General features: G+C 51.1%; 19 protein-coding genes. 7 read left to right on the top strand and 12 right to left on the bottom strand.

Features of this window, described 5'->3' with window-relative positions; all coding sequences use genetic code 11:
* Positions 1 to 17: 17 nt before the first annotated feature.
* Positions 18 to 356, top strand: a complete 339-nt coding sequence (locus B5G10_RS04490) for a MerR family transcriptional regulator (RefSeq protein ID WP_087423546.1) — start codon at positions 18 to 20, stop codon at positions 354 to 356.
* On the opposite strand, the gene B5G10_RS04485 is transcribed toward B5G10_RS04490, so the two are convergent.
* Complete coding sequence (locus B5G10_RS04485; RefSeq protein ID WP_087423545.1) at positions 353 to 745, bottom strand: VanZ family protein; 393 nt, start codon at positions 743 to 745, stop codon at positions 353 to 355. The two genes, B5G10_RS04490 and B5G10_RS04485, sit on opposite strands and share 4 nt — an antisense overlap.
* Before the next feature lie 252 nt (positions 746 to 997).
* Between B5G10_RS04485 and B5G10_RS04480 the strand changes: the two genes are divergently transcribed.
* The 4 genes from B5G10_RS04480 (at position 998) to cdaA (ending at position 4424) form a co-directional block, all read left to right on the top strand.
* Entirely contained in the window at positions 998 to 2359 is a 1362-nt protein-coding gene (locus tag B5G10_RS04480; protein WP_087423544.1) for a sodium-dependent transporter, read from the top strand.
* A gap of 1 nt (position 2360) precedes the next feature.
* Positions 2361 to 2651 (top strand): hypothetical protein, encoded by a 291-nt coding sequence (locus B5G10_RS04475; protein WP_087423543.1) that lies wholly within the window; start codon positions 2361 to 2363, stop codon positions 2649 to 2651.
* Positions 2652 to 2791: 140 nt separating this feature from the next.
* Positions 2792 to 3658 (top strand): dihydropteroate synthase, encoded by an 867-nt coding sequence (gene folP / locus B5G10_RS04470; RefSeq protein WP_087423542.1) that lies wholly within the window; start codon positions 2792 to 2794, stop codon positions 3656 to 3658.
* A 1-nt stretch (position 3659) separates the two neighbouring features.
* Positions 3660 to 4424, top strand: a complete 765-nt coding sequence (gene cdaA / locus B5G10_RS04465) for a diadenylate cyclase CdaA (protein ID WP_087423541.1) — start codon at positions 3660 to 3662, stop codon at positions 4422 to 4424.
* A 34-nt stretch (positions 4425 to 4458) separates the two neighbouring features.
* Here the strand turns inward: cdaA and B5G10_RS04460 are convergent, their stop codons facing one another.
* Together B5G10_RS04460 and typA are read right to left on the bottom strand one after the other, a co-directional pair.
* A complete protein-coding gene (locus B5G10_RS04460) occupies positions 4459 to 5424 on the bottom strand; it encodes a DNA methyltransferase (protein WP_087423638.1) in 966 nt (321 codons plus the stop codon).
* A 161-nt stretch (positions 5425 to 5585) separates the two neighbouring features.
* Complete coding sequence (gene typA, locus B5G10_RS04455) at positions 5586 to 7382, bottom strand: translational GTPase TypA (RefSeq protein WP_087423540.1); 1797 nt, start codon at positions 7380 to 7382, stop codon at positions 5586 to 5588.
* A gap of 290 nt (positions 7383 to 7672) precedes the next feature.
* On the opposite strand from typA, the gene rpsO reads away from it, so the two are divergent.
* Complete coding sequence (gene rpsO / locus B5G10_RS04450; RefSeq protein ID WP_025278228.1) at positions 7673 to 7948, top strand: 30S ribosomal protein S15; 276 nt, start codon at positions 7673 to 7675, stop codon at positions 7946 to 7948.
* A gap of 144 nt (positions 7949 to 8092) precedes the next feature.
* On the opposite strand, the gene B5G10_RS04445 is transcribed toward rpsO, so the two are convergent.
* From B5G10_RS04445 to B5G10_RS04420, 6 genes are all read right to left on the bottom strand, one after another.
* A complete protein-coding gene (locus tag B5G10_RS04445; RefSeq protein ID WP_143241058.1) occupies positions 8093 to 8692 on the bottom strand; it encodes a hypothetical protein in 600 nt (199 codons plus the stop codon).
* A 220-nt stretch (positions 8693 to 8912) separates the two neighbouring features.
* The gene (locus B5G10_RS04440) at positions 8913 to 9782 is read right to left on the bottom strand and encodes a nucleoside phosphorylase (protein WP_087423538.1); all 870 of its coding nucleotides are present in this window, start codon (positions 9780 to 9782) and stop codon (positions 8913 to 8915) included.
* Positions 9783 to 9955: 173 nt separating this feature from the next.
* The gene (locus B5G10_RS04435; RefSeq protein ID WP_087423537.1) at positions 9956 to 11329 is read right to left on the bottom strand and encodes a glycoside hydrolase family 57 protein; all 1374 of its coding nucleotides are present in this window, start codon (positions 11327 to 11329) and stop codon (positions 9956 to 9958) included.
* A 19-nt stretch (positions 11330 to 11348) separates the two neighbouring features.
* Positions 11349 to 12617 carry a glycosyltransferase family 4 protein gene (locus B5G10_RS04430; RefSeq protein WP_087423536.1) on the bottom strand — a complete coding sequence of 423 codons (1269 nt, stop codon included), beginning with the start codon at positions 12615 to 12617 and terminating at the stop codon, positions 11349 to 11351.
* Between the two features lie 18 nt (positions 12618 to 12635).
* Positions 12636 to 14582, bottom strand: coding sequence for a glycogen debranching enzyme N-terminal domain-containing protein (locus B5G10_RS04425; protein WP_087423535.1), 1947 nt, complete (start codon positions 14580 to 14582; stop codon positions 12636 to 12638).
* A 411-nt stretch (positions 14583 to 14993) separates the two neighbouring features.
* The gene (locus B5G10_RS04420) at positions 14994 to 15590 is read right to left on the bottom strand and encodes a MarC family protein (protein ID WP_087423534.1); all 597 of its coding nucleotides are present in this window, start codon (positions 15588 to 15590) and stop codon (positions 14994 to 14996) included.
* Positions 15591 to 15798: 208 nt separating this feature from the next.
* Here B5G10_RS04420 and B5G10_RS04415 point away from each other — a divergent pair, with 208 nt between their 5' ends.
* Entirely contained in the window at positions 15799 to 16494 is a 696-nt protein-coding gene (locus B5G10_RS04415; protein ID WP_087423533.1) for a Crp/Fnr family transcriptional regulator, read from the top strand.
* A 175-nt stretch (positions 16495 to 16669) separates the two neighbouring features.
* Here B5G10_RS04415 and B5G10_RS04410 read toward each other — a convergent pair whose 3' ends face one another.
* The 3 genes from B5G10_RS04410 to B5G10_RS04400 all read right to left on the bottom strand — a co-directional run bounded on the left by B5G10_RS04410 (position 16670) and on the right by B5G10_RS04400 (position 25464).
* Positions 16670 to 20209: a chitobiase/beta-hexosaminidase C-terminal domain-containing protein gene (locus B5G10_RS04410; RefSeq protein ID WP_255375261.1), complete on the bottom strand. Its 3540-nt coding sequence runs from the start codon at positions 20207 to 20209 to the stop codon at positions 16670 to 16672.
* A 468-nt stretch (positions 20210 to 20677) separates the two neighbouring features.
* Positions 20678 to 24241, bottom strand: a complete 3564-nt coding sequence (gene nifJ / locus B5G10_RS04405) for a pyruvate:ferredoxin (flavodoxin) oxidoreductase (protein ID WP_087423531.1) — start codon at positions 24239 to 24241, stop codon at positions 20678 to 20680.
* A gap of 44 nt (positions 24242 to 24285) precedes the next feature.
* Positions 24286 to 25464, bottom strand: a complete 1179-nt coding sequence (locus B5G10_RS04400) for an AAA family ATPase (RefSeq protein ID WP_087423530.1) — start codon at positions 25462 to 25464, stop codon at positions 24286 to 24288.
* Between the last annotated feature and the right edge of the window lie 151 nt (positions 25465 to 25615).

Below are 25615 nucleotides of genomic sequence, written 5' to 3'. Positions count from 1 at the left end.
CCTAAAAACACTATCGCATGAAAGAGACTGACCCCGAAAAACAAAAACTGTACTACACCATCGGCGAAGTGTCCGAGATGCTCGATGTGAACCCGTCGTTACTCCGTTTTTGGGAAACAGAGTTCAAAACCATCAAACCCAAGCGCTCGCCCAAAGGCACCCGCTACTATTCACAAAAAGATATCGAAGAGATAAAACTCATCCACTACCTGCTCAAGGAGCGCAAACTCAAAATCGAGGGGGCAAAACAGGTGCTCAAGAGCAAACGGGATAGCGTGGCCCGCACCCAGCAGGTGGTCGAGCGCCTCAAGGCCCTGCGCACCGAACTCACCGATATTATCGACGACATGGATTAATGCCTCCTGTCAAGAATACGGGGCACTACATACAAGCCCGCAAGTACCCCCAGCAACGCTCCGCAACTGTTGGCCAAGAAATCAAACCAGTCGGCCGTACGACCCATCGTCAGGGCCCCCTGCAACAACTCCATCAATCCGCCCCAGACCACGGCCACAACCAGACACCACACACAGCTCGTTCTGAAAGGGAGCAACTTGGCCCGATACATATCGAAACACCCCACTACGACCAACGCCAGATACATACATCCATGCACCAACTTGTCGGCTCCCTTGAAAAGGTGCAACTCCTGTGCATGCATGGGATCCTCGGCCAATGACAGGTAAGTTATCACTATCAATACCAGAGCCGTGGGACCAAAAGCCCATTTTTTAAAAAATCGCATACGACATCTTTTTTTTGCAGATTCTCATCAAAGAATCCATACGAAACAACCATGAACCTATGCTTATCGTTCAAATTGTCGGCAAAGATAATGTTTGCTCGCGGCAAAACCAAGCACACGTTTTCAAACGATTACGACGCAAGCAAATTACATTTTCGTTAAAACAGAGACTCACAGCTTTTTTATCGTTGCTTTTTACAGCCAATATATTTAAATTTTATATTTTTGCATCCAAATTCAAGTTACTACACAATGGGAGAACAAACAAAATTTGCAACCAAACTGGGTATTATCGCTACCACTGTAGGTTCGGCGGTAGGTTTGGGAAATATCTGGCGCTTCCCCTATGAGGCCGGCATGAACGGGGGCGGTGCCTTCCTGATGGTCTATATTCTGTGCGTGCTGATATTGGGTATCCCGGTCATGTGTGCCGAGTTTGTCATTGGCCGGCGCTCCAAGAGCGACACGGTCGATGCATTTCGCAAACTGGCTCCTGGTACCCGCTGGCACTACATAGGCTACATAGGCATATTGGCCTCGGTACTTATCCTGGGCTACTACATGGTCATCTCGGGGTGGACGCTCGAATATCTGTTCAAGGCCTTTACCAACGACCTGGCTGGGAAAACGGCCGCCGAGTTCAAAGCCGAGCAGAATGCCTTCATCCAAAGTGATTTCCGCCCGTTGCTGTGGGCATATATATTCCTCTTTATCAACTATATCATCTTGTCGCGAGGGGTACAGAAAGGTATCGAGAAGATGTCCAACATACTCATGCCACTGCTCTTTGTCATACTCGTTGTCTTTTGCGTGCGCTCGCTCACGCTGCCAGGTTCCAGCAAAGGGCTCTCTTTCTTCCTCCACCCCGACTTCTCCAAGATCACGCCACAAGTCATCATACGGGCCATGGGGCAAGCCTTCTTCTCGTTAAGTCTGGGTATGGGCATCCTCATCACCTACTCCTCCTATTTCAATGCCAAGACCCACCTCATCAAGACCGCTACCACAGTGGCCCTGCTCGACACCTCGGTGGCTATCCTGGCCGGAGTCATTATCTTCCCCGCCATGTTTGCCTGCGGGCTAAACCCCGCAACCGATTCCGCCTCTGTGGTTGGTCCCGACCTCGTGTTTGTGACCCTGCCCAACGTCTTCAACCAGATGCCCGTATCGACCCTGTGGTCGGTACTCTTTTTCCTGCTGCTCACGGTAGCGGCACTCACCTCGACGGTATCGCTCTTTGAGGTAACGGTTGCATTCCTCATCAACTACATGCACATGAGCCGCAAAAAGGCTACTCGCATCATGATGCTCATTGTTGCCGTGCTGAGCACCATCTTCTCGCTATCCATCGGCTCGTGGAGCCAGGTGCGCATCCTGGGGAAAACTATCTTCGATGCCTGCGACTACTTCTCGGCCATCATCCTGCTACCTGTAGGTGGGCTGCTCATCAGCATTTTCATCGGGTGGGTGTTGAAGCGCCATATCTCCCGCGAGGAGCTCACCAACCGCAACAAGTTGCACGAGCCACTGTTCAATGCTATATTTTTCAGTATCAAATATATAGCACCAATTATCATCATACTCATCTTCTTGTCGGGATTCGGTATTATCTGATATGGCTCTCAAACACGACTCCTTTTTCAACCTCTCGAAAGGTGAGCGACGGGCCACCCTGTGGCTGGTCGTCGTGCTGGTGATTCTCGTCGCGGCCCGCATTGTGCAGCAAAACCGGCCACCCCGGCAGGCTACCGGCGAGCCCAGTGTGCATGAAACCTTCCGCCAGGAGTTGAAAGAGTTTGGCGACTCGCTTCGCTACGAACAACCCAAAGCCTCTCGTCACCAACAAACGACAACCCGGGAGCCCCGCCGACCCAAAGAGCTGGACCCGGTACCGAGAGAAGAGTAACCCCAGGCGAATTTTTGTCCCAATCATACCTCGCGATTCAACAAAAAGCGTTATCTTCGCTTAACTAAAGCGGAGGCGCCTAAACCGGAGTCAACCGGCCCGGCCGGTCACAGAGGCAGCGCCCGCAAGAGACTGTGTATATGATACTTCGCAACGTACCTAACAAACCACTATCGTTGAACCTGGGAGGGGAACTCGTCTCGCTCTCGAGGCCGCGGGTCATGGGCATACTCAACGTGACCCCCGACTCGTTCTATGCCGGCAGCCGCACCCCCGAGCGGGAGCAAATTGCCGCACGGGTGCGCCAGATTATCGACGAGGGTGCCGACATCATCGACATAGGAGCCTACTCGTCGCGTCCCCAGGCTACCGACATTTCGCCCGACGAAGAGATGCGGCGTCTTGCCACCGGCCTCGAAATCATACGCACACTCTACCCTCGGGCCCACGTCTCGGTCGATACCTTCCGTGCCGAAATCGCCTCGCGCTGCGTGCGGGAATACGGGGTACAAATCGTCAACGACATATCGGGCGGCGAACTCGATTCCCACATGTTCGAGACCGTAGCCGATCTCAAGGTAGCCTATATCCTCATGCACATGAAGGGAACCCCGCAAACGATGATGCAGCAAACCCGCTACGACCACCTCATGGCCGAGATGCTCTACTACTTTGCCGAACGCATTGCCCGGCTCGAGAACCTCGGGGTCAACGACATCATCATCGACCCGGGATTCGGATTCAGCAAAACACTCGACGACAACTACCGGCTCATGAACCGGCTCGACGAATTTGCCCGCATAGGACTCCCCCTGCTGGTGGGTATATCGCGCAAATCGATGATATACAAGATGCTGGGCACATCGCCCGACGAGAGTCTCAACGGCACCTCGGTACTCAACACGCTCGCCCTGCTGGGTGGCGCTCACATTCTGCGGGTACACGATGTGAAAGAGGCCGTCGAGACGATAAAAATAGTTTCTAAAACCTTACAATCGACAGAATAGCATGTTTTCATTCGGCATAAAAGACATTATCGACATACTCATCGTGGCTCTGCTGCTCTACACGCTCTACAAGATGATGAAAGAGTCGGGCACGATAAGCATCTTTACCGGTGTATTGGCCTTTGTGGGCGTGTGGATCGTGGTCAAACAGATTCTCGACATGCGGCTTATCGGCTCCATCATGGACAAGTTCATGAGCGTGGGTCTGCTCATTCTCGTCATTCTGTTCCAGGACGAAATCAAGCGATTTCTCGTGCAGCTGGGCTCGCACAAGCGATGGAGGTTTTTCTTCAACTTCTTCCTCAAGCACAAAGAGACGGGCGAGAAACCCTACATCATACCCGTGGTCTATGCCTGCATGAACATGTCCAAGACCAAGACCGGCGCCCTCATCGTCATCGAGCAAGGGGTGTCGCTCGACAACTACAAAAGCACCGGCGACACCATCAATGCCAACGTAAACGCCCGGCTCATCGAGAATATCTTTTTCAAGAACAGTCCCCTGCATGACGGAGCCCTCATCATTGCCGACAACCGCATAGCCTCGGCCGCCTGCATTCTGCCTGTGTCGCACAACAACAAGATACCCAAATCGATGGGCCTGCGCCACCGCTCGGCTCTGGGCATTACCGAGGTAACCGACGCCCTCGCCATCGTCGTGTCGGAGGAGACAGGCAACATCTCGCTCGCCCACAACGGAAAAATCACCACCAAGATTTCGGGTAAAGACCTGGAGCGTATGCTGGTACAAGAGTCTATCGACTGATTTTCATCGGCCATCTCTGGCTCACGGCAAACCATCACTCCTCATCGGGCAAGGCCGTATGCGACCGTTGCACCGCCAATGTGTTGCGCTCCCAAAACACTCCATCGACATACCCCTGTATCGACGCATCCTGCTCGGCCAGGCAAAGCCGCTTGGCCGCCCACAGACAATACTCACCGTTCAGCTCCACGCCCAGATAACGACGGTTCAGCTTCTTGGCCACCACGGCCGCCGTGCCGCTGCCCAGGAAGGGATCGAACACGAGGTCGCCCTCGCGCGACGAAGCCAGGATGAGCTTGGCATAAAGTTTTTCGGGCTTCTGGGTAGGATGGTCGGTATTCTCGGGCATCGACCAGAAGGGGACACTTATATCGTCCCAGAAATTAGAGGGATAGGTGAGGCGGAAGTTTCCTTCGCTCGTCTCCACCCAATCCTTGGGCTTGCCATTTTGCCGGTAAGGAGCTATCACCCGGCGCTTCTGCTTGACAGCCTCGACATCGAAATAGTAATGCCGGGCATCCTTCACGCCAAACCAGATATCCTCCATACCATTCTTCCAGTTGTGCATCGCCCCCTTGCCCTTCTCGCGCTGCCAGGTGATGCGATTGAGCACCGTGAGCTCCTCGCTCATCACCGTCTGCAGGGCCGCCGTGCAACGCCAGTCGCCACACAGGTAGAGCGAGCCGGCAGGCTTCAGCTTGGCACACACCCGGTGGAACCAGCTGCGCAGATAGGCCAGATAGGCGTCGTGCGAACGGGCCTGAAAATTGAGCCCGTGAAAGTTTTTCGACAGGTTATAAGGGGGGTCGATGATAATAAGGTCGGCCACCCCGTCGGGGATGCGATCGAGCACGCACAGAAGGTCGCCCTGGATGATGCGGTTATCGAAGTCGAGCCCCACGGTCAACTGCTCGGCCGGGGTAATGAGGCGCTGCAAACGCTCTATCTCGTCGGGCTCGACGGTCAGGGTTCTGTTGTTCTTGGCTCGTTTCTTTTCCATAACAAGTATCGCGTGGGGAATAGAACCATCGGCGAAACGTTGGTGAAGGTAGTCAATTTTTTGGAGATAGACCACCACCCCACCCCTCAAAAAAAACGGGACACGAATTGTTTCGCATCCCGTATATCTTACAAGCCCGGCAACGGGCCTTCTGAAACAGATTAACGATTGGCGCGTTTACGCTCGGTTTCGTCGAGAATAATCTTGCGCAAGCGCAAGTGGTGAGGCGTTACCTCTACATACTCATCCTCCTTGATATACTCAAGAGCCTCCTCGAGGCTGAAGATTACCGGCGGAACGATATGAGCCTTGTCGTCGGCACCCGACGCACGCATGTTGGTCAGCTTCTTCGACTTGGTTACGTTCACCACGATATCGTTTTCCTTGGCATTCTCGCCCACTACCTGACCGGCATAGACCTCCTCTTGCGGGAAGATGAAGAAACGCCCCCGGTCTTGCAGCTTGTCGATGGCATAGGCATAGGCTGTGCCCGACTCCATGGCGATGAGCGACCCGTTGGTGCGGCGATCGATATTTCCTTTCCAAGGTTGGTATTCGAGGAAACGGTGTGCCATGATGGCTTCGCCGGCCGAAGCCGTGAGCACATTGGTACGCAACCCGATGATACCGCGCGAAGGAATCTGGAACTCGATATGGATGCGGTCGTTTTGCGTGGTCATCGATACCATCTCGCCCTTGCGGCGGGTAACCATATCGATAATCTTGCTGGCATATTCCTCGGGCAAATTGATGGTGAGCAACTCGACAGGTTCGCACTTCTGTCCATCGATTTCCTTGATGATTACCTGCGGCTGTCCTACCTGGAGTTCATAGCCCTCGCGACGCATCGTCTCGATCAGGACCGACAAGTGCAACACGCCACGACCATAGACCGTCCAGGCATCGTCGCTGTCGCCACGCTCTACACGCAACGCCAGGTTCTTGTCGAGTTCCCGTTTCAGGCGCTCGGCAATGTGACGCGAAGTGACATATTTACCGTCTTTCCCGAAGAAAGGCGAATCGTTAATCGTGAACAACATCGACATCGTGGGCTCGTCGATGGCAATTCGCGGCAAAGCCTCAGGCTCGTTGGCATCGGCAATGGTATCGCCAATCTCAAAATTCTCGATACCCACGAGCGCGCAAATGTCGCCCGAGCCTACCGATTGCACTTTCGTGCGACCCATACCCTCGAACACGTCGAGCTCCTTGATGCGTTGCTTGACCGTCGAGCCATCTTTCTTGCACAGCGAAACCTCCATCCCCTCTTTCAACTCACCGCGGTGCACACGGCCTACGGCTATACGGCCTACATAGGGCGAATAGTCGAGCGAGGTGATAAGCATCTGAGGGGTACCCTCGAGATACTGGGGCTCGGGAATGTATTTGATAATGGCATCGAGCAACGGAGTGATGTTGTCGGTAGGCTTACGCCAGTCGGTCGAGAACCACCCCTGCTTGGCCGAACCATATATGGTGGGGAAATCGAGCTGGTCTTCGGTAGCATCGAGACTGAACATGAGGTCGAGCACCATCTCCTGCACCTCGTCGGGGCGACAGTTGGGCTTATCGACCTTGTTGATAACCACAATGGGTTTCAATCCTATCTCGATAGCCTTTTGCAACACGAATCGGGTTTGCGGCATGGGGCCTTCGAAGGCATCGACCAGCAGCAGACAGCCGTCGGCCATGTTGAGCACACGCTCCACCTCGCCACCGAAATCGGCGTGCCCCGGAGTATCTATAATATTGATTTTGTAATCTTTGTACCGAATAGAAACATTCTTGGAGAGAATCGTGATACCTCGTTCACGCTCCAAATCATTGTTATCCAATATCAACTCACCGGAGTTCTGGTTCTCGCGAAAAAGGTGTCCGGCCAAAAGCATTTTGTCAACCAGGGTCGTCTTGCCGTGATCGACGTGAGCGATAATCGCAATGTTTCTGATTTTCTGCATATAACCTATTTTAACCAAGTAAAGAGCTGCCCGTCACGCGGGTTACGCATGCGCCAGCCTCCACGTTTCAAGGTGCAAAGTTACTATATTTTTTTAAATGATGCATCTCTCTGCCATTTTTAGTGTTCCCCTCGACGCGTGGTCATCCCCTCCTGTCCCGGCCTACCAATGTAATAAATAGAGCAAAGCAGAAATCCAGTCTAAAAAAGAGTATCGATTTTTTTGTAACTCAAGAACAAATGCTTACCTTTGTGCGCTCAATAATTTTATTAACAACAAAACTCAAAGAAATGTACTTAGATTCTGAGAAAAAGAAAGAGATCTTTGGGAAATACGGAAAGTCCAATACTGATACTGGCTCACCCGAAGCGCAGATTGCATTATTTTCCTACCGTATAGCCCATTTGACTGAGCACTTGAAGTCAAATCACAAAGATCATAGCACCGAACGAGCCCTTAAAATGTTGGTAGGTAAACGTCGTCGTTTGCTCGACTACCTCATCAAGGTTGACATCAACCGCTACCGTGCCATCATTGCTCAAAAAGAGCTGGGTATCAGAAAGTAATTGGTCTCACAACCACAAAGAAAAGAGCGACTCGAAATTCGAGCCGCTCTTTTCTTATTCTCTTGTTTATCTCGTCGTGTGCGAAAGGTCCACACGCCGGTTGGCCCCGGCGCGACAAAAACATACCCGGCACACCGTATGACACTACTTGTCGTAACGCTCCATGACATAACCGTAATCGACACACTCGTCGGTAGTGACATAGAGTATCAGCGTAGTGGCGTAATCCTCGTCCCGACCATAGGCACACAACCGGGCCGAATTGTAAATCTGGTAATCGCTGTCGCCCATGACATACTCGGTATAAGTCTCGACATAGCCTTCGCCCGTTTCGTTTGACTTGAATCCAAAGACAAAGTTGCCGAATCCGCGACCATCGAGTTCACAATTGCAGGTATAGTCGGTGATTTGAGTGGAGGGAATGTGCGTGCCACCCAAGACCCAATATTCAAGGTCAACCGGTTGTGAAAAATGGAAATGAGCCTTTCCGTCGGAAAACTCGATCCACTCGAGCGAGGTGGCTACCTCGGTACCCGATTCGACACTCTCTACTTCGCCCGATACGCTACGAATACTGCCAGCGCTCACTACCCGCCATTTACCGGCCAGGGCTGTCGAATAGTTGTTCTGTATGGGCTCGTCGTCTCCCCCAAAAAGTTCGTCCATCAACTCACTACACGAAGTAAAAGAGAGCAATGCCGCCATGCACAGCAATACGCTCGAAAGTCTTTTTAATGCTACCATTTGCTATTCTCCTAATATGATGATTGTTCTATCCCGGTTTTGTGCTTCAAAGGTAACCATTTTTCACAAACAACATGACGGGGATTGCCCCTTTTTTCTGTTTTCTCACAGACCTTTTATGGCACAAATTCACCGATTTATCTGTCGAAATAAAAAACGACAAGGCCGCGACTATTGAGTATAATCGCGGCCCTGACTATTCGTTGCGGTTCTGGTCTTATTATATACGGTCCAGTACGGTTTGAATCAGATCAGATACGGCTGTCTTGTAATTGGGATTGGCATGGTGGGCCACCCGGTTGGCAATGATGCTGCACACGGTCATGGCTTTGTGCCCCATCAGTTTCGATAAACCGGCAAGTGCCGAACTCTCCATCTCATAATTGGTCACCACATAACGGCCATACTTGAAGGCTTCGATTTTCTTGTTCAGGTCGGGATCGGCCAGCGGCAAACGCAGTTCACGCCCTTGAGGGCCATAGAACCCGTTGGCCGATATGGTCACGCCCCGCACCATATCGTCACCCCCGATACGGGCCACCAGCTCGGGATCGCTATCGACCACATAGGGGGCTGCCCACAAGGGGTTCCACTTGACTGCCTCGCAAAAGGCTTTCTCGAACTCAAGATCGCATATCTCGTTACGCCCGGCATAGAAATTGAGCACGCCGTCGAACCCGATGGCCTTCTCGGCAATGACCGGTGTACCAATGGGTACATGGGGCTGCAAACCACCCGAGGTTCCTACCCGCACGAGGGTCAACTGGCGGAACTGGGGCTTCTCGTAACGTGTGGCAAAATCGATATTGGCCAAGGCATCTAGCTCGTTGACCACAATGTCGATATTGTCGGTGCCGATTCCGTGCGAGAGGCACATCACCTGCTTGCCCTTATAGGTTCCGCCTATGGTATGAAACTCCCGGCTCGATACCTCGAAATCGCGCGTGTCGAAAAACGAAGCGACCAAATTGACCCGGCCCGGGTCTCCTACCAAGATTACCTTGTCTCTCAACTGCTCGGGGAGCAAATGCAAATGGAACGCACTGCCATCGGCATTGATAATAAATTCTGACTCTGGGAAATGTTTCATAGTGCTAAAAATTTTACCACGCCGCCCTATCGGAGGACGGCGTGGTACGAATATACAGATTGTGTATGAATCTGCGAAATTGTTTGTTCTAATTTTGTCTAAAATAACGCCGATTGCCTACCGCACGCCTCACCGATAGCGGCAGTACGGCCCGGGGGCTCGCCCGACAAGGACTACTCTTTCTTCTCGGCGGCTTTCTTGGGAGCTTCGCTCTTGGTCTCTTTCTCCTTCTTGGCCTCGGCCCGTTTGGAGTGACGCTCGGTGCGAGCCGACTTCAGTTCCTTCTGCAGCATCTCTATCTCGGCAGCCTGGTTCTTGATGGTGGTCAGCAGAGCATTCAACTCCTCATTCTCGATCGACTCGGGATATTGAGCCTCAACCCGCACGATAAAGTCGCTCAACACGTTCATGTAGTTGGTGAAGGCCTCATAGGGGCTGTCGTATGGGCTGTAATGGCTGTGCACGGCACCATCGGAGAGATATTTGGTGCACATGTAATAGAAGTGGTCACTGGCTTGCAGATAGTTCCAGTCTTGTTTCAACCGACGGTCGTCGCACAGGCGCACCCGCTCGGCCACCGAATAGAGCTTGTTGAAGGCCTCGTTTTGCAGCGTGTTACCCAACCAGGCACTGGTATCGCGTGCCTCGTCGGCCCACGACATGGGGTATGGTACCGACAATGCATCGACCGGCTTGAGCTTGCTGATGGCCTCGGTAGGCGTGCAGAAACCTATACCTTCTTGCTCGGCGAAACGCGGCAGAGCTTTCATGAATTCAAAGATGCCCGACTCGCGCGGTTGCAACTCGCCCAACGTCTCGTAGTTCATGAAGAGGTTGACAATGGGCTCCTCGGCCGGGGTGTTCTTTATCCACGAAATAAACTTGTCGGCCGTGAGCGGATAATCGCTCCACTCGTAGTTGGAGAAGCGGAACGAGATATCGTCGCTCATCTTGTAGTTCTTCAGCAGCATTTTCAGTTTGGGAGCCGCAGCCGAACAGTAGAGATAGTTGGGACTCTTCCAACCCAGTATGTGCTTGGCACCTTCGGTAATCACACCTTTGAACCCCATGGCAGCAATCATCGAGGCAATATCGTCGGAGAATATCAACTCGGTATTGCGGAATACCTTGGGCTTCACGCCAAAGAGCTGCTCGATTTTCTCGTCGTGATGTTGCACCTGAATCTTAAACTCCTCGGGATCGGCCAACGAAGCCAACGAGTGGGCATAAGTCTCCGAGAGAATCTCCACGCAATCGGTCTTGACCAGCTCCTTCATGCTGTCGATAAACTCGGGCACATAGAGTTCGAGTTGCTCAAGAGCCACACCCGATATCGAGAAGGCTACCTTGAACTTGCCGTTGGCATTTTTGATCATCTCGAGCAGAGTGGCATTGGCCGGCAGATACGAGCGTTGCGCAATGCGGGTAATGATATCGTCGTTGGCAAAGTCGTCGTAGTAGTAATGATCGTTACCAATGTCGAAGAAACGATAGCGTTTCAGACGAAACGGTTGATGAATTTGAAAATAGAAACAAATTGTTTTCATATAAGGTTGTGTTTTTTCATTAATTATAATTGCGCAGCACATTATGGTAAATGTCGAGTACCTTTTGTCCGGCATATTTCCACTTAATCTCATTGACTTCCCGCTCGCCCTCTTCGCGCAATTGTTTATAAATGGCGGGATAGGTGATTATCGAGTAGATGGCGTCGGCCATGGCATCGATATCCCAATAGTCGATTTTGATGACATTGGTAAGAATCTCGGCACACCCCGACTGTTTCGAGATAATCGAGGGCACTCCTACTTGCATGGCCTCGAGGGGCGAGATGCCGAAGGGCTCGGAAACCGAAGGCATCACATACACATCGCTCGCCTTCAGCATTTCATAGACCTGACGTCCCCGCAAAAAACCGGTAAAGTGGAAGCGGTCCGAAATGTTTCGCTGGGCCGACAGCATGATCATCTTGTTCATCATGTCGCCGTTACCGGCCATCACGAAACGCACATTGTTGGTCTTGCGCAATACCCGGGCAGCAGCCTCAACAAAGTATTCGGGCCCCTTCTGCATGGTAATACGTCCCAGGAAGGTAACCACCTTCTCCTTGGGATTGTGGGGCATCTCGATAGACTTGATTTCATCGCTCAACGGTTCCACGGCATTGTGTACCGTGGTCACCTTGGCCGGGTCGATGTGATACTTCTCGATAACGGTCTGGCGCGTGAGGTTGCTCACCGTGATAATGTGGTCGGCGTGCAGCATGCCGTCGCGTTCGATGTTGTAAACGGTAGGGTTCACATTACCCCGGCTGCGGTCAAAGTCGGTCGCATGCACGTGAATCACCAGCGGCTTGCCACTCACCTGCTTGGCATGGATGCCTGCAGGATAGGTGAGCCAGTCGTGCGAGTGAATGATATCGAACTGCTCGGTACGGGCTATCACACCGGCTACGATAGAATAGTTATTGATCTCTTCCATGAGATTGTCGGGATAACGTCCCGAGAACTCGATACAACCCAGGTCATTGGTCTTCAGATAATTGAAATCTGCATAGATATGACTGCGCAGGTCGAAATACTCCTGGGGATCCATACAGTAGCCATACCGCTGCTGCACATAGTCCCAACTTACATCGCGCCAGGCGACGGGGGTATTGGCGGCCCCGATTATATGAGCAAAAGTTTTATCCTCGTCTCCATAAGGCTTAGGTATGACAAAGGTGATTTCGATACCGCCACACTCTGCCATGCCTTTGGTCAAACCATAACTGGCCGTGCCTAAACCTCCCAGGATATGAGGGGGAAATTCCCAACCAAACATTAGCGCTTTCATAGATATAGGAATTAGGCTTTACATATTATACTTTTTCAACAATTTCAACACTCTCAAGATCTCGCCCACGTTGGCGGCGTAGCTGATGGCGCCTCGACCGGCAAAGGGCGGATTTCCGTCGAACAACTCGGAGATGGAGCCGATGCAGGTTTGCGACATCTCATCTTCAAAGCCAATGAGCATCCGCTCCAGGAACGACACACCGCTGATACCAAATACCTTGAGGTAGGCTTCGGCATAAGCGCCCATGAGCCAGGGACGTGCGGGGCCCTGATGGTAGGCATACTCACGTTCGGTTTGCGAACCCACATAGGTGGGGTTATATCCATAGCTCTTGGGACTGAGCGTGCGGATACCCTTGGGAGTGAGCAACTCGCGAGTAACAACCTCGAGCGCGCGTTTGCGCTGACGCTTGTCGAGCGGCGAATAGTCGAGAGCCAGGGCAATCAGCATATTGGGTCTTACGCTCCAATCTGACATCGACCCATCTACATAGTCGATGAGGTAGCCATAATCGTTCAGGAAGGTAGCGATAAAGGTTTCGCCGGCCTTGTCGGCAATCGTGTTCCACTGTTCTACCTTCGAAGCCAAATCCTTATCTTCGGCAAAGAGTGCGGCAGCAAACTTCAGGGCATTGTACCACAGGGCATTGAACTCTACCAGATAGCCGCTACGCGGGTTCACGGGACGACCGTTGACTACGGCATTCATCCACGAAATAACCCGGTCCTTGCCGTTGGAGTAGAGCAACCCGTTGTCGTGCAGGAAGAGGTTGGGGTGCTTGCCCTTGATGATGTAGTCGAGAATATCACACACAAAGCGGCCGTACTTCTCACGGCAAACCTCCATGCCCTTCTCCTTGGCATAATGATAGACCGTCCAGATGGCCCACAGGGGGATATCGGGCAAATCGAGTTCGCCTATGTTCTCGTCGAGCTCGCCGGTGGTCATGAAGTGACGCAAGGCTTTCTCCGACGAGTTCATGACATCTTCAAACGTCTGGTCGTCGCCTATGGCCAACGTACAACCCGGCAGGGCGATGAACTGGTCGCGGGCACGCACCCTGAACCAGGGATAACCGGCCAGCAGGTAGTGCCCCTTCTTCTGTTTGAAGTAGAACTGCTGGGCCGAGTTCTTCAGGCAGTTATAGAAACTCGAGCGGCACATATGGCGATTGGCCAGCTCCTCTTCATAGGTGCGGGCCATCGAACGCGGTTTGGCTTCGACGGTTCCGGCCGAGAAGATAATGCTCTCGCCCTTCTTGATGGGAATCTCGAAATAACCGGGCACATAGAGGTCTTCCTGGTAGGGATAGCCTCGCTCCTGGTCCTTGATATACTCTATACCCTTGTACCAATGGGGATCGAACACAAACTTGGGCGGCTTGTTGAACTGCATGTACAACCGGGGATATCCCTGATACAGGCAGCAGCTTATGCCGTTGGCAACCTCTTCGTAGCGCTGGTCGAGCGCATAGTTTTCCACGCACAGATCGTTGGCATTACGGAAGGCAAGAAACGGACGGAATTGCAAAATCGTCGGCGAGTGGGCATCGACGAGCGTATATTTGATCAATATACGGTTCTCGTGCGAGATAAACACTTTCTCCTTGGTCAAAATCACACCGCCCACACGATACATTGTCTGGGGTACCGACTCGCAATTAAACTCTCGAATGTACTTGTGCCCGTTGGGGCTGAAGCAATCGCCCTTGTACTTGTGCAAACCCAAGTTGAACGCTGCACCGTGCTGAATCACCGTTTCGTCCAGCGACGACAGCATCACATGGTTATCCTTGTCCAGCTCGGGAATAGGAATCACCAGCAACCCGTGTTGTTTGCGAGTGTTGCAATCGACGATTGTTGTGCAATGATAGGCGCCCGATTTGTTGGTACGCAGCATCTCCTTGGGCAGCGACCATTCGAGGTTTATCATCAGGTTCTTGTCAAATTTCAGATAACTCATATCTTTCTATTAAAATTCTCTTACTCTCTCTTTTTCACAATTGTATCGGCTCCTTTTCTTCTTGCAAGTTCTATATCCCCTTGCCCTATTTCAAAGAACCCGAAACAAGCAATTCATATTTGACTCGAATTTAACATATACCGAAATAAAATGCAAACATTTTTCAACCGAAAAAGGTATGTTCTTAAACATATATTCACAAATGGCAATATATCAGTAGCTTAGAACGGTTATAAAATGAAAAAGGTTCCGACCCGAATCGAGACCTTTTCTCTGTAAAGTTCAACTCTTTTTCCCCGTTTGACAACACATGCAAAATGAAAAGACACAAAAGGTTGCAATTTATAAAAGCGTCAAGGGGGAGACATCGGTCGATGTCTCCCCCTTGACTATAAAGTGGAACAATATGACTTATTTGAATGACTCGAGCGCTACGGCCAGATTCTGCAGGAACATGCGCACCGAGAGGGCCAGCAGAATGATACCAAAAAACTTGCGCAGCACATACACTCCCGTCTTACCCAACACACGCTCCAGAATATGCACGTTGCGAATGACAATATAAATCACGACGATGTTGAGTACCAGGGCTGCCAATATACTGCCCAACCCATAAAGGGCCCGCAACGACAACAGGGTGGTAAACGAACCGGCACCGGCGATGAGCGGGAATACGATGGGTACAATCGATGCAGCGCCCTCGGGACCGTCGTTTCTGAAAATTTCGATACCCAGCAGCATCTCAATGGCCATCACAAAGATTACCAACGCACCGGCGATGGCAAACGACGAGATATCGACCTGGAACAGCTCGAGTATCATGTTCCCCATGAACAGGAAAGCCAGGAAGGTAATGAGCGAATAGACGGCAGCCTTCCATGCCACAATGTTATGACCCTTTTGTTTCATGTCGATAATGATAGGGGTAAGACCCGTAATATCGATCACGGCAAACAAAATAATAAATGCACTCAGGAAATCCTGAAATTTAAACGACAGTATATCCATATTCCATATAGTTTAGGTGTGTTTATCCTCTTCTTCCAAAAGGGTTCAAAAGCGCTCCTCACTTGGCTTTGCTCCTTTTCGGGCCGCCGCAAAGTTAATGAAAAAAAAAGAAATCAATACTTTCTAAACAAAGAAGATGTTTTAGCATTTCTGACGAAACATAGTAAAAAAATTTTGTTAGTTTTGAAAAATCTAAAGGAGACAGTATATGGACAGCATGTATGATGTTTTATTACAGCTCCCTATCTTCCAGGGAGTAAGCCGAAATAAAATATCGGAGTTGATTGAGAAGATGAAATTCCATTTTCTCAAATACCCCGACGGCGAAAAAATCGTTACCTGCGGTGAAGAATGTAATCACTTGAAATTCCTCATCTCGGGAGAGATAAGATCTGAGCTGGTTACCCAAAACGAAAAGATGAAAATCTCAGAAAAGATACTGGCACCCAACGTTATAGCACCCGAGCACCTCTTTGGCCGAGATACTTATTTCCCGGCTAACCTCTATGCCGTAGGCACCGTAGGTATCATGCAAATCGAAAAAGCCTCGGTAGTACAGATGCTACAAGAAGAGCCTATCTTCCTGATTAACCTGTTGAATATTCTTTCCCGGCGGTCTCAAAAAGCGCTCGAAAGTTTCACCTCTTTCTCGTCGAGCGACCTGAAAGAGAGACTGGCATTTTGGATTCTGAGCCTTACGCAACAGAAATCGACCGATATTCACGTCATCTGCAAACAGAAAGACCTCTACTCTTTCTTTGGGGTACAGCGATCGGTATTTCTCTCAACGCTCGACCGACTCAAAGAGGAGGGTATTATCGACTATGACACCAAAGAAATTGTCGTGCTCGACCGCTCCCGCCTGAAAGATTTACTGCTCAGCTCGAGCCAGGAAGATTTCTAACCGGCCTGCCAATCGCATCATAGGCTAAGGGCACTATCGCAGAGACAACCACCTGAAACGGAGTCTTGTCAAGCGTCCCTGCATAAAGAAAGAACCCCAAAAGTCTATTTGACTTTTGGGGTTCTTTTGTATTTCAAGCAGTTTCCCGGTCTGTGCCGGGAAACCGTGCAGAGGTTTACTTCTTCACAATGTGGAAGCTCTTCGTACCCTCGGCGGTAGTCACAACCATAATCATGCTACCGGTCGGGAGCGTATTGGCCTCGATCGTGTTCTCGCCTTCGGCTACAGCCACGCTCTTGAGCAGACATCCGGCCAAGTCGTAGATGCGAGCCTCACCGGCAGCTGTCGAGAAGAGGTTGACAGACTGAGTGAACAGCGTGGGATAAACCTTCGTTTGAGCCATCGGGTTCTCTTCGATAGCCGAAGGAACATCTTCGAACTCGGCTGCAATGTCGAGACTTTCGGCAGGTACATCCACGGTGAGTTTGTTGGCCACCACGTCGGCAGTTCTATCAACCGAGTTAACCATAAGGCTTGCTACCTGATAGTTCTCATCGGGGATAAGGGTTATCTCTACCTGCTCGCCAACGATTACCTCGTCGTTGTTGTTGAGCAAAGCATCTTCACCGGCATAGCGAACCTCGATGGTACCATTGGCGGGCGAATTGAAAGTCAACACAGCCAAATCTACAGGAGCAGGTTCCACGATATTCATCACGAAGTCGTAGCAACCACCTTTATCGATGTTGTCCATAGCCGTGTGGGTATGGCCTTGGTCATCTTTCTTATGCCATGCATCAGTAAACTGAATTCTCAAACGAGTCTCGGCAATCTTGGCATCGGCAGGAACGGCGATATCGAGCGAGAAATCTTTCATCATGGTATTACCATTGGAGGACAGATTGCTATCTTCAAACGGTTCTTTACCTACTCGCTCGATCATCTCACCCTCGTCATTGAAGTCGTAGTCGCGGTTCCAATCGGCAAAGAGAACAGCATGACACCAAACCATTTGGGCTGTACATTGTACACGCAGCGTAAAGGTTTGACCGGCCTCAACCGTGAAGGGAGCCTCGGTGTCGATAAACACGGTCGAAGGTTTGGACGACTGGCTGTAACTGAGATTGTCAACGGCATCGGTTGTAGTAGCCGAAGTCACATAACGATTCTCGGTCGAGTGAATCGTACCGGTAGGTTGTTCCCATCCGGTAAGGAAGGTGTAGGTGGCCGAAGCCATCACACTGTTCGACATGCCCTCTTTCACGGCAATGGCTTTCACCGTTACGGTTTGGTTCAGTGTGATAGGGCCTTCGTAGAGAATCGATTCGGTAGTAGGAGTCGTTCCATCGAGCGTGTAATAGATTTGAGCATCTTCGGTCTCGGTGGTAATGGTGAGGGTCTGCTCCTCGGTATAGTATCCGCCTTCGAGCGAGAATACGGGAGTAGCTACCGACTCCATACCCGACGGTTCGGTATAAGTATCGGCATGGTCGGTGAGCCAGTCGAGCGACACGTTCAAGAAATAGGTACTGTAATTCGTCGTATTGTAGTTCTCTTCGAGATATACGCCAATGGTCCCATCGTCGAGTATGGCAATCGACGAATAGGCCGAACCGGTAGCGCAAAGCGTCTTCTTCACATCCCAGGTCTTGCCCTCATCGTAGCTGAGGAAAAGCGATACATTTTGTCTTTCGGAAGCGTGGTTGGGAACCGTGTGGAGAATACGGTCCTTATCGTAACCGTCGAGTTTCGAGGTATATCTTACGATGTCGCCGTTGCAGGCAGGCTCGATCATCTCGGGCCACGAACTTACGGTGTTGGTATTCTTCTCGGTCCAGCTGACGGGCTCGGTCTTGCTGGGCACGTTGTCCGAAATCGTGTAGTAGCGGGCACCTTTCGATTGGCGACGGATACTCATCAAGATGTGGCCGTCGTTCAGCTCTACCACCTTCGACTCGTCACCGCCCATCATGGCACTGTTCGATACATTCCAGGTTACACCGTTGTCATTCGAATAAACTACATGGTTGTAGAGGGTATTGCCCGAATCGTGACGCATGGCGGCCACAAACATCAGCACACCGTTGCGGGTCTTCAGACCGTTACCGGCAGCGCAGAACGAAGCGGTCCACGAGGCACGCTCGCCACTGAAAAGTTGGTCGGTAATATCCTCGGGTTCGCTCCAGGATTGACCATTATCGGCACTGCGCGAGATATAGGTTCTGATGCGGTTGGAAGTCGTCGAGGCAAACAAGCCGTTACCACCGATAAAGATACAGAGCAACTCGTTTTCGGTATTGGTTCTCACGATAGCGGCATCGCCATAACCATGTCCCACGCCCGTACCTTGAGCCATGGTTACGGGCTCGGACCAAGTCTTACCATTGTCGGTACTGCGGCGTACCACAATATCGATGTCTTCGGGAATATCGCCCTGATTATATTTACGTTTGTCGGTAACGGCCACGAGCGAACCATCCCAAGCCGTAATGATACCCGGGATACGATAGGCTACCGAGCTGTAATCGCCGGGAGCGAAGAGCAGTTTGCGAGCCAACAGGATTTCGCGACTGCCCGTGGTCATGTTGCTCACGGCCTTGGTGTCGAGCATAGTCGGTTTGATAGCGATGCGGTTGCCTTCAGTAGCGTTTTCGGCAACATCGAATGTTACCCACAGGTATTTGGTTCCTACGGGGCTCGAACCCTCCAGCGTACATTCTACGGTATTACCCTCGGGGACACAAGTACCCAACAGTTCGGCGCCCGACAGGTTGCGGCTGTCGAACGAGTTTTGGCTGGTCATATAGACCTTGATGGCAGCAATGTCCTGCACGTTGGTGGTACCTGTCAAATCGAGCGAAAGGTTGCCAAAGGTATAGCTGCTGTCGTCTTGGCCCGTGATGGCTACAACCATCGAAGAGGCGAGTTCATTGGTGTTACCACGACCGGTAAAGTTGGGATCGGCTTTTGCCGTAACCGAATAGAGAGAGAGGTCGGAACCTACGGGATCGAAGCCTGAGAGGGTGGCGGCATGGCCATGACCACTGATATCGGGAACAGTTACACCCGATATGCCGGTAAAGTCATAGGCGGCTATGAGGCCTTCGGTATCGGGGCCCACCGTAGCGGTCATATCGGCGGTCACCTCGGCGGCAGTCAGCGCCTTGTTCCAGAAACGCACGTTACCCAACTTGCCATCCATCAGGTGCTCAACATCATTGGAAGTGACATTGAAACAGCATCCCATATAGATGTCGTTGCTGTTGACTACCGTCCACGTGTCGAGGGCATCGTTTTGTTTTTGATTTCCTTGCATACCGTCGCGATAGAGGGTCACGGTATTGTCGGCGCGATTGATGACCATAGCCAGGTGCATCCAGGTATCGGTAGTTCCTGTTCCGGCTTTACACCAGTCCGAGAAGATATTGCCTCCACCGGGAATAGGTGTATTCACGGCATAATACTGGGAACTGGTTTCACCTCCCCACATTTCATAACCTGTGGTTTGAGAGCTTTCACCCATTACTCGGCGCGATACAAACCGTTGGCCGTTTATAAGGGCATCGACACTTGCCCAGCAGGTGATTGAGAAACTCTTTTCCGAAGTAATATCGAAGTCTTCATGAGAAGGAATCATAGCATATTGATCAGTCCCATTAAACTCAATATAGCTTTGTGGTTGAGAAAAAGCCGCAGTATAGCTGGTCAATAACATGACTGCAGGCAGTACATAATTAGTAAACTTCATGATATTATGTGAATTAATATGAAACGTGGCGCAAATATACAAATATTGCATTTAAAAACTCATATTAAATAAATATTTTTATTATCTGCAAAAATATGTTTTACAATACATTCCTTTAAAAATTTAAATATTTCCCAAAAGACATCGCACCTCAATTCCAATTCGAGCTAAAACACAAACGATTAACAAAGATTGTCACACCATGCAATCTTGACCGGCTTTCCCTGCTTGTCCAATTTATCCAAAAGAAAATACATAAAAAGTCTAAACTAAATAAATATCTTTATTATTCCACCCGGCAAGAACATTACCAATATACTCCTATCCCCAAAGTTTCATATACACGTCGATTTCATTTAGCGACAAAAAAGAGACCCGGGACCAATCAAGGACCCGGGCCTCTTGTGTTATTGAGCGATTAAACGCTTGCAGTTTTTAGTCTTCCTGCTCTACGCCCCACTGTTGTTTAGCCAGACGGCGGTAGTTGTTGTAACGCCATCTTGCATTATCTTCGGCGGCTTTGAACAGTTCGGCTGCCTCGTTGGGATATTGTTTCATTACCGAAGCGAAACGAACCTCGCCTTTGAGAAAGTCTTGGAACTTCGACCAGTCGGGCTCTTTGCTGTCGAGCGTGAAGGGATTCTTGCCCTCGGCTTCCAACTCGGGGTTGTAACGCCACAGGTGCCAGTAACCGCAAGCTACGGCAGCAGCCTCTTCGGCCTGCGATTTACCCATACCGGCTTTCAAACCGTGGTTGATACAGGGTGCATAGGCGATGATGATCGAAGGACCGTTGTAGGCCTCGGCTTCACGGATGGCTTTCAAGGTTTGAGCCTGATCGGCGCCCATGGCTACCTGTGCGCAATATACATAACCGTAGGTCGAAGCGATGAGACCGAGGTCTTTCTTGCGTACACGTTTACCGGCAGCGGCAAATTTGGCGATGGCACCCATCGGGGTAGCTTTCGAAGCCTGACCACCGGTGTTGGAGTAAACCTCGGTATCGAGAACGAGCACATTTACATTCTTGCCCGATGCCAATACGTGGTCGAGACCACCGAAACCGATATCGTAGGAAGCACCGTCACCACCGATAATCCATTGCGATTTCTTGATGAGGTACTGGCTGAGCGATGCAATCTCCTTGCAGATTTCGCATTTGTCGGCATTGGCTTTTACGATAGGCGTGATCTTAGCCTCGAGCTCGACGGTGCGGTCGGTATCCTCACGGTTGGCAATCCAGTCGGCAAACAGCTCTTTGGTCTCAGCCGGGCAGCTGTCGCTTTCGATAGCCTGTTTCATGAGTTTTTCCAGACGGTCACGCATCTTCTCAACGGCAAGCGTCATACCCAGACCGAACTCGCAGAAGTCTTCGAACAGCGAGTTGGCCCAAGCCACACCTTTACCTTTTTCGTTGGTAGTATAAGGAGTCGAAGGAATCGAACCCGAATAGATCGACGAGCAACCCGTGGCGTTGGATACCATCTCACGGTCGCCGAAGAGTTGCGAAATGAGTTTCACATACGGAGTCTCACCGCAACCCGAGCAAGCGCCCGAGAATTCGAACAACGGGGTAGCGAACTGCGAGTTCTTCACATTCGATTTGATATCTACCAGGTGTTGTTTGCTCTTCACCTCGTCGGCGCAGTATTCCCAGCGGGGAGCTTCGCTCAACTGGCTTTCCAGATCGGCCATCGAGAGAGCCTTGCCGTTCTTGTTGCCCGGACATACATCCACACAGTTGCCGCAACCCAGACAGTCGAGCACATCGACTTGCATGCGGAAGTGCATGCCCTTCATCGTGGCCGGGACTTTCATCTCGAGCGTCTCACCCTCTTTGAAAGGCGAAGCGGCGAGTTCGTTCTCGTCGAGTACAAAGGGACGAATCGAAGCGTGAGGACAAACGTAGGCACACTTGTTACATTGGATACAGTTGGCGCTGTTCCATACCGGCACGAAGGTCGATACGCCACGTTTCTCATATTTGGCGGTGCCGGCAGGCCAGGTACCATCTTCGATACCCGAGAAGGCCGATACGGGCAGGTCGTCGCCAGCCTGGGCGTTGATAACCTTCACTACCTTCTCTACAAACTCGGGAGCCTTGCTTTCAACTACCTCATCGTCGGGGAGATTGGCCCATGCGGGATCTACGGCTACTTTTTCATATTCACCACCACGATCTACGGCAGCGTAGTTCTTGTTGACTACATCCTCACCTTTCTTACCATAGGATTTCACGATGAATTTCTTCATCTGCTCGATGGCCAGATCGACGGGGATTACCTGGGTGATGCGGAAGAAGGCCGATTGCAGGATGGTATTGGTGCGGTTACCCAACCCGATTTCCTGAGCAATCTTCGTTGCATTGATAATATAGAACGAGATATTCTTCTGTGCCAGCGTACGTTTTACGTTGTTGGGCATGTGTTTTGCCAACTCGTCGGCCGTCCAGATGGTATTGAGCAGGAAGGTACCGTTCTGACGGATACCACGCAATACATCGTACATGTGCAGGTAGGCCTGAACGTGGCAAGCAACAAAATTAGGCGTATTTACCAAGTAGGTCGAGCGAATGGGTGTATCGCCGAAACGCAGGTGCGAGCAGGTGAAACCACCCGATTTCTTCGAGTCGTAGGAGAAATAAGCCTGGCAATATTTGTCGGTATTGTCACCGATGATTTTTACCGAGTTCTTGTTGGCACCTACCGTACCGTCGGCACCCAAGCCATAGAATTTGGCCTCGAACATACCTTCGCCACCGAGAGCGAGCTCCTCTTTCGGGGGCAGCGAGGTAAAGGTAACGTCATCGACGATACCGATGGTGAAGTGATCTTTAGGCTCGGGCAAAGCGAGGTTTTCGTAAACCGACAGGATTTGAGTGGGGGTAGTATCTTTCGAAGCCAGACCGTAACGACCGCCTACGATAAGCGGAGCGTCGGCCTTGCCATAGAATACGTCTCTTACATCGAGGTAGAGAGGCTCGCCGTTCGAACCGGGCTCTTTGGTACGGTCGAGAACAGCAATGCGTTTGGCCGTCTTGGGCACAGCAGCCAAGAAGTGTTCGGCCGAGAAAGGACGATACAGGTGAACGGCTACCAAACCTACCTTCTCGCCTTTGGCCATGAGGTAATCGATGGCTTCGCGAGCAGCTTCGGTTACCGAACCCATGGCAATGATTACGCGATCGGCATCCTCGGCACCGTAGTAGTTGAACAGGTGATAGTCACGGCCCGTGATTTCGTTGATTTTCTGCATGTAATCCTCGACGATGGCAGGTACAGCCTCGTAGAATTTGTTGGCAGCCTCACGATGTTGGAAGAAGGTATCGGGGTTCTCGGCCATACCACGCATTACCGGTTTCTCGGGATTCAAAGCGCGGGCACGGAATTCGGCCAAAGCCTCTTGGTCGATGAGCGGAGCCAGGTCGTCGTTCTCGAGAGCTTCGATTTTTTGAATCTCGTGCGAGGTACGGAAACCGTCGAAGAAGTTGATGAACGGTACCCGCGAACGAATCGTGGACAGGTGAGCTACACCGGCCAGGTCCATAACCTCTTGCACCGAACCTTCGCACAACATGGCGAAACCGGTTTGACGAGTGGACATGACATCCTGGTGGTCACCGAAAATAGAAAGCGAGTGAGAAGCCAATGTACGAGCCGATACGTGGAACACGCAGGGGAGCAGCTCACCGGCAATCTTGTACATGTTGGGGATCATCAGCAAAAGACCTTGCGACGCGGTATAGGTGGTCGTCAAGGCTCCGGCCTGCAACGAACCGTGAACGGCTCCGGCAGCACCACCCTCAGACTGCATTTCCTGTACGAGAACGGTTTCGCCAAAGATGTTTTTACGACCAGCAGCGGCCCATTCATCTACGTACTCGGCCATGGTCGAAGACGGAGTGATAGGATAGATGGCAGCCACCTCGGAAAACATATACGAGATATGTGCAGCGGCTTGGTTACCATCACAAGTTAAGAATTTTTTCTGTTTACTCATCTTTTCTGTTATTAAGTAATTAATATTGTTTTTTCATCGTTACGTCAATATACAAACCCAAACAGCCACAAAGGTATCAAGTTTTCGCTTCCAATCTTCATATTATCGATGGCATAATAGAAATTGGGGTTGATGCGGTTGCGGGGTGCATTGCCCTGGATGCGGAACAGTTTCTCCCGATTGACCAGGAACTGGGCGTTTTTACTGCCCATGTTCAGCCGGTGGTCCTTGTGCAGTGTGTTGTAGAAGAAGGTCTCGCGCACGGCCTGGTCATCGACCTCGACCGAGCGGTTGGAGTATATAATGTTGGTGTTGTGCATATAGACCATGGCCGGCTTCTTGGGGAACTCCTCGCCATCGCGATAGAGCATGTTGATGAGGCGGGCGTCCTTCAGACTCTTGATGTAGTTCATGACCGTGGCTCGCGATATCTGTATGTCCTTGCTCAACTGGCTCACATTGGTGGGTGCCGGCGACTGAACCGAAAGCAGGTACATGAGCCGGCGCACCTTGGGCAGATACGACAGCTCGATCTGCTTGATCAGGAGTATATCGACCTCCATAATCATGTTGATGTTCTTTACCAGATTCTCCGAGAAATTGGCCTTATCGAGAAAGAAGGGGTAATAACCGTGGTGCAGATAGCCGGGGAAGTAGTCGAGCGGATTGACCCTGCTGCATATCTCCTGGGCAATCGTCTTGTGGTGGGCCATGATATCGTCGAGCGTATAGGCGGGGAAGTGGGTCGATGCCATCAGGTTCAGATACTCTCTGAACGAGAAGCCCCGCAGGTTGTACGAATCGACCAGCCCGACCAAGACCGGGTTCTCCTCCTTCAACCGCATGACCGACGACCCCGAGAAGATAATCTTCAGCTCGGGCAGGTTGTCGTAGCAGTATTTCAGCTCCTCGGACCACCCGGGATACTTGAACACCTGGTCGATGAGCAACACCCGGCCTCCCTGGGCATAGAAACGCTCGGCAAACTCCTTTAAGGTATGTTCGGTAAAATAGAGGTTATTGAGATTGATATACAGGCACGACCTATCCAAGCCGTAATTTTCCTTGGCATATTGCAACAGAAAGGTGGTTTTGCCCACGCCCCGGCTGCCCTTGATGCCTACCAGACGGCTGTTTTTGTTGATTTGATACATCAAGTCGCGTTTGACCGGCGACTCGACATGCTCAACGAGATACTTGTGTGTCCTATAAAACGATTCCACGGCTTCTCTCTTAAACAGGGAGCAAAGGTAATAAAAGCTGGCCGTTTTGGCAAGCCGACCTTACAATTTATACCAAAATAGAAGATATTACCTTTTGTTTTAACATTCTTTCAAACCTCCAGAACTCCTCCTCTGCCTTTCTATCCGGGCT

Origin of the sequence: Barnesiella sp. An55, from assembly GCF_002161555.1 — a bacterium.
Taxonomy (GTDB): Bacteria; Bacteroidota; Bacteroidia; order Bacteroidales; family Barnesiellaceae; genus Barnesiella; species Barnesiella merdipullorum.
Note: the sequence above shows the minus strand (reverse complement) of the source record. Positions and strands in the feature narration are given on the sequence as shown.

What these genes read in the sequence shown, in the direction of transcription:
- B5G10_RS04490 (WP_087423546.1), top strand. Translation starts at nt 18, where the DNA reads ATGAAAGAGACTGACCCCGAAAAACAAAAACTGTACTACACCATCGGC.
- B5G10_RS04485 (WP_087423545.1), bottom strand. Translation starts at nt 745, where the DNA reads ATGCGATTTTTTAAAAAATGGGCTTTTGGTCCCACGGCTCTGGTATTG.
- B5G10_RS04480 (WP_087423544.1), top strand. Translation starts at nt 998, where the DNA reads ATGGGAGAACAAACAAAATTTGCAACCAAACTGGGTATTATCGCTACC.
- B5G10_RS04475 (WP_087423543.1), top strand. Translation starts at nt 2,361, where the DNA reads ATGGCTCTCAAACACGACTCCTTTTTCAACCTCTCGAAAGGTGAGCGA.
- folP (WP_087423542.1), top strand. Translation starts at nt 2,792, where the DNA reads ATGATACTTCGCAACGTACCTAACAAACCACTATCGTTGAACCTGGGA.
- cdaA (WP_087423541.1), top strand. Translation starts at nt 3,660, where the DNA reads ATGTTTTCATTCGGCATAAAAGACATTATCGACATACTCATCGTGGCT.
- B5G10_RS04460 (WP_087423638.1), bottom strand. Translation starts at nt 5,424, where the DNA reads ATGGAAAAGAAACGAGCCAAGAACAACAGAACCCTGACCGTCGAGCCC.
- typA (WP_087423540.1), bottom strand. Translation starts at nt 7,382, where the DNA reads ATGCAGAAAATCAGAAACATTGCGATTATCGCTCACGTCGATCACGGC.
- rpsO (WP_025278228.1), top strand. Translation starts at nt 7,673, where the DNA reads ATGTACTTAGATTCTGAGAAAAAGAAAGAGATCTTTGGGAAATACGGA.
- B5G10_RS04445 (WP_143241058.1), bottom strand. Translation starts at nt 8,692, where the DNA reads ATGGTAGCATTAAAAAGACTTTCGAGCGTATTGCTGTGCATGGCGGCA.
- B5G10_RS04440 (WP_087423538.1), bottom strand. Translation starts at nt 9,782, where the DNA reads ATGAAACATTTCCCAGAGTCAGAATTTATTATCAATGCCGATGGCAGT.
- B5G10_RS04435 (WP_087423537.1), bottom strand. Translation starts at nt 11,329, where the DNA reads ATGAAAACAATTTGTTTCTATTTTCAAATTCATCAACCGTTTCGTCTG.
- B5G10_RS04430 (WP_087423536.1), bottom strand. Translation starts at nt 12,617, where the DNA reads ATGAAAGCGCTAATGTTTGGTTGGGAATTTCCCCCTCATATCCTGGGA.
- B5G10_RS04425 (WP_087423535.1), bottom strand. Translation starts at nt 14,582, where the DNA reads ATGAGTTATCTGAAATTTGACAAGAACCTGATGATAAACCTCGAATGG.
- B5G10_RS04420 (WP_087423534.1), bottom strand. Translation starts at nt 15,590, where the DNA reads ATGGATATACTGTCGTTTAAATTTCAGGATTTCCTGAGTGCATTTATT.
- B5G10_RS04415 (WP_087423533.1), top strand. Translation starts at nt 15,799, where the DNA reads ATGGACAGCATGTATGATGTTTTATTACAGCTCCCTATCTTCCAGGGA.
- B5G10_RS04410 (WP_255375261.1), bottom strand. Translation starts at nt 20,209, where the DNA reads ATGTTATTGACCAGCTATACTGCGGCTTTTTCTCAACCACAAAGCTAT.
- nifJ (WP_087423531.1), bottom strand. Translation starts at nt 24,241, where the DNA reads ATGAGTAAACAGAAAAAATTCTTAACTTGTGATGGTAACCAAGCCGCT.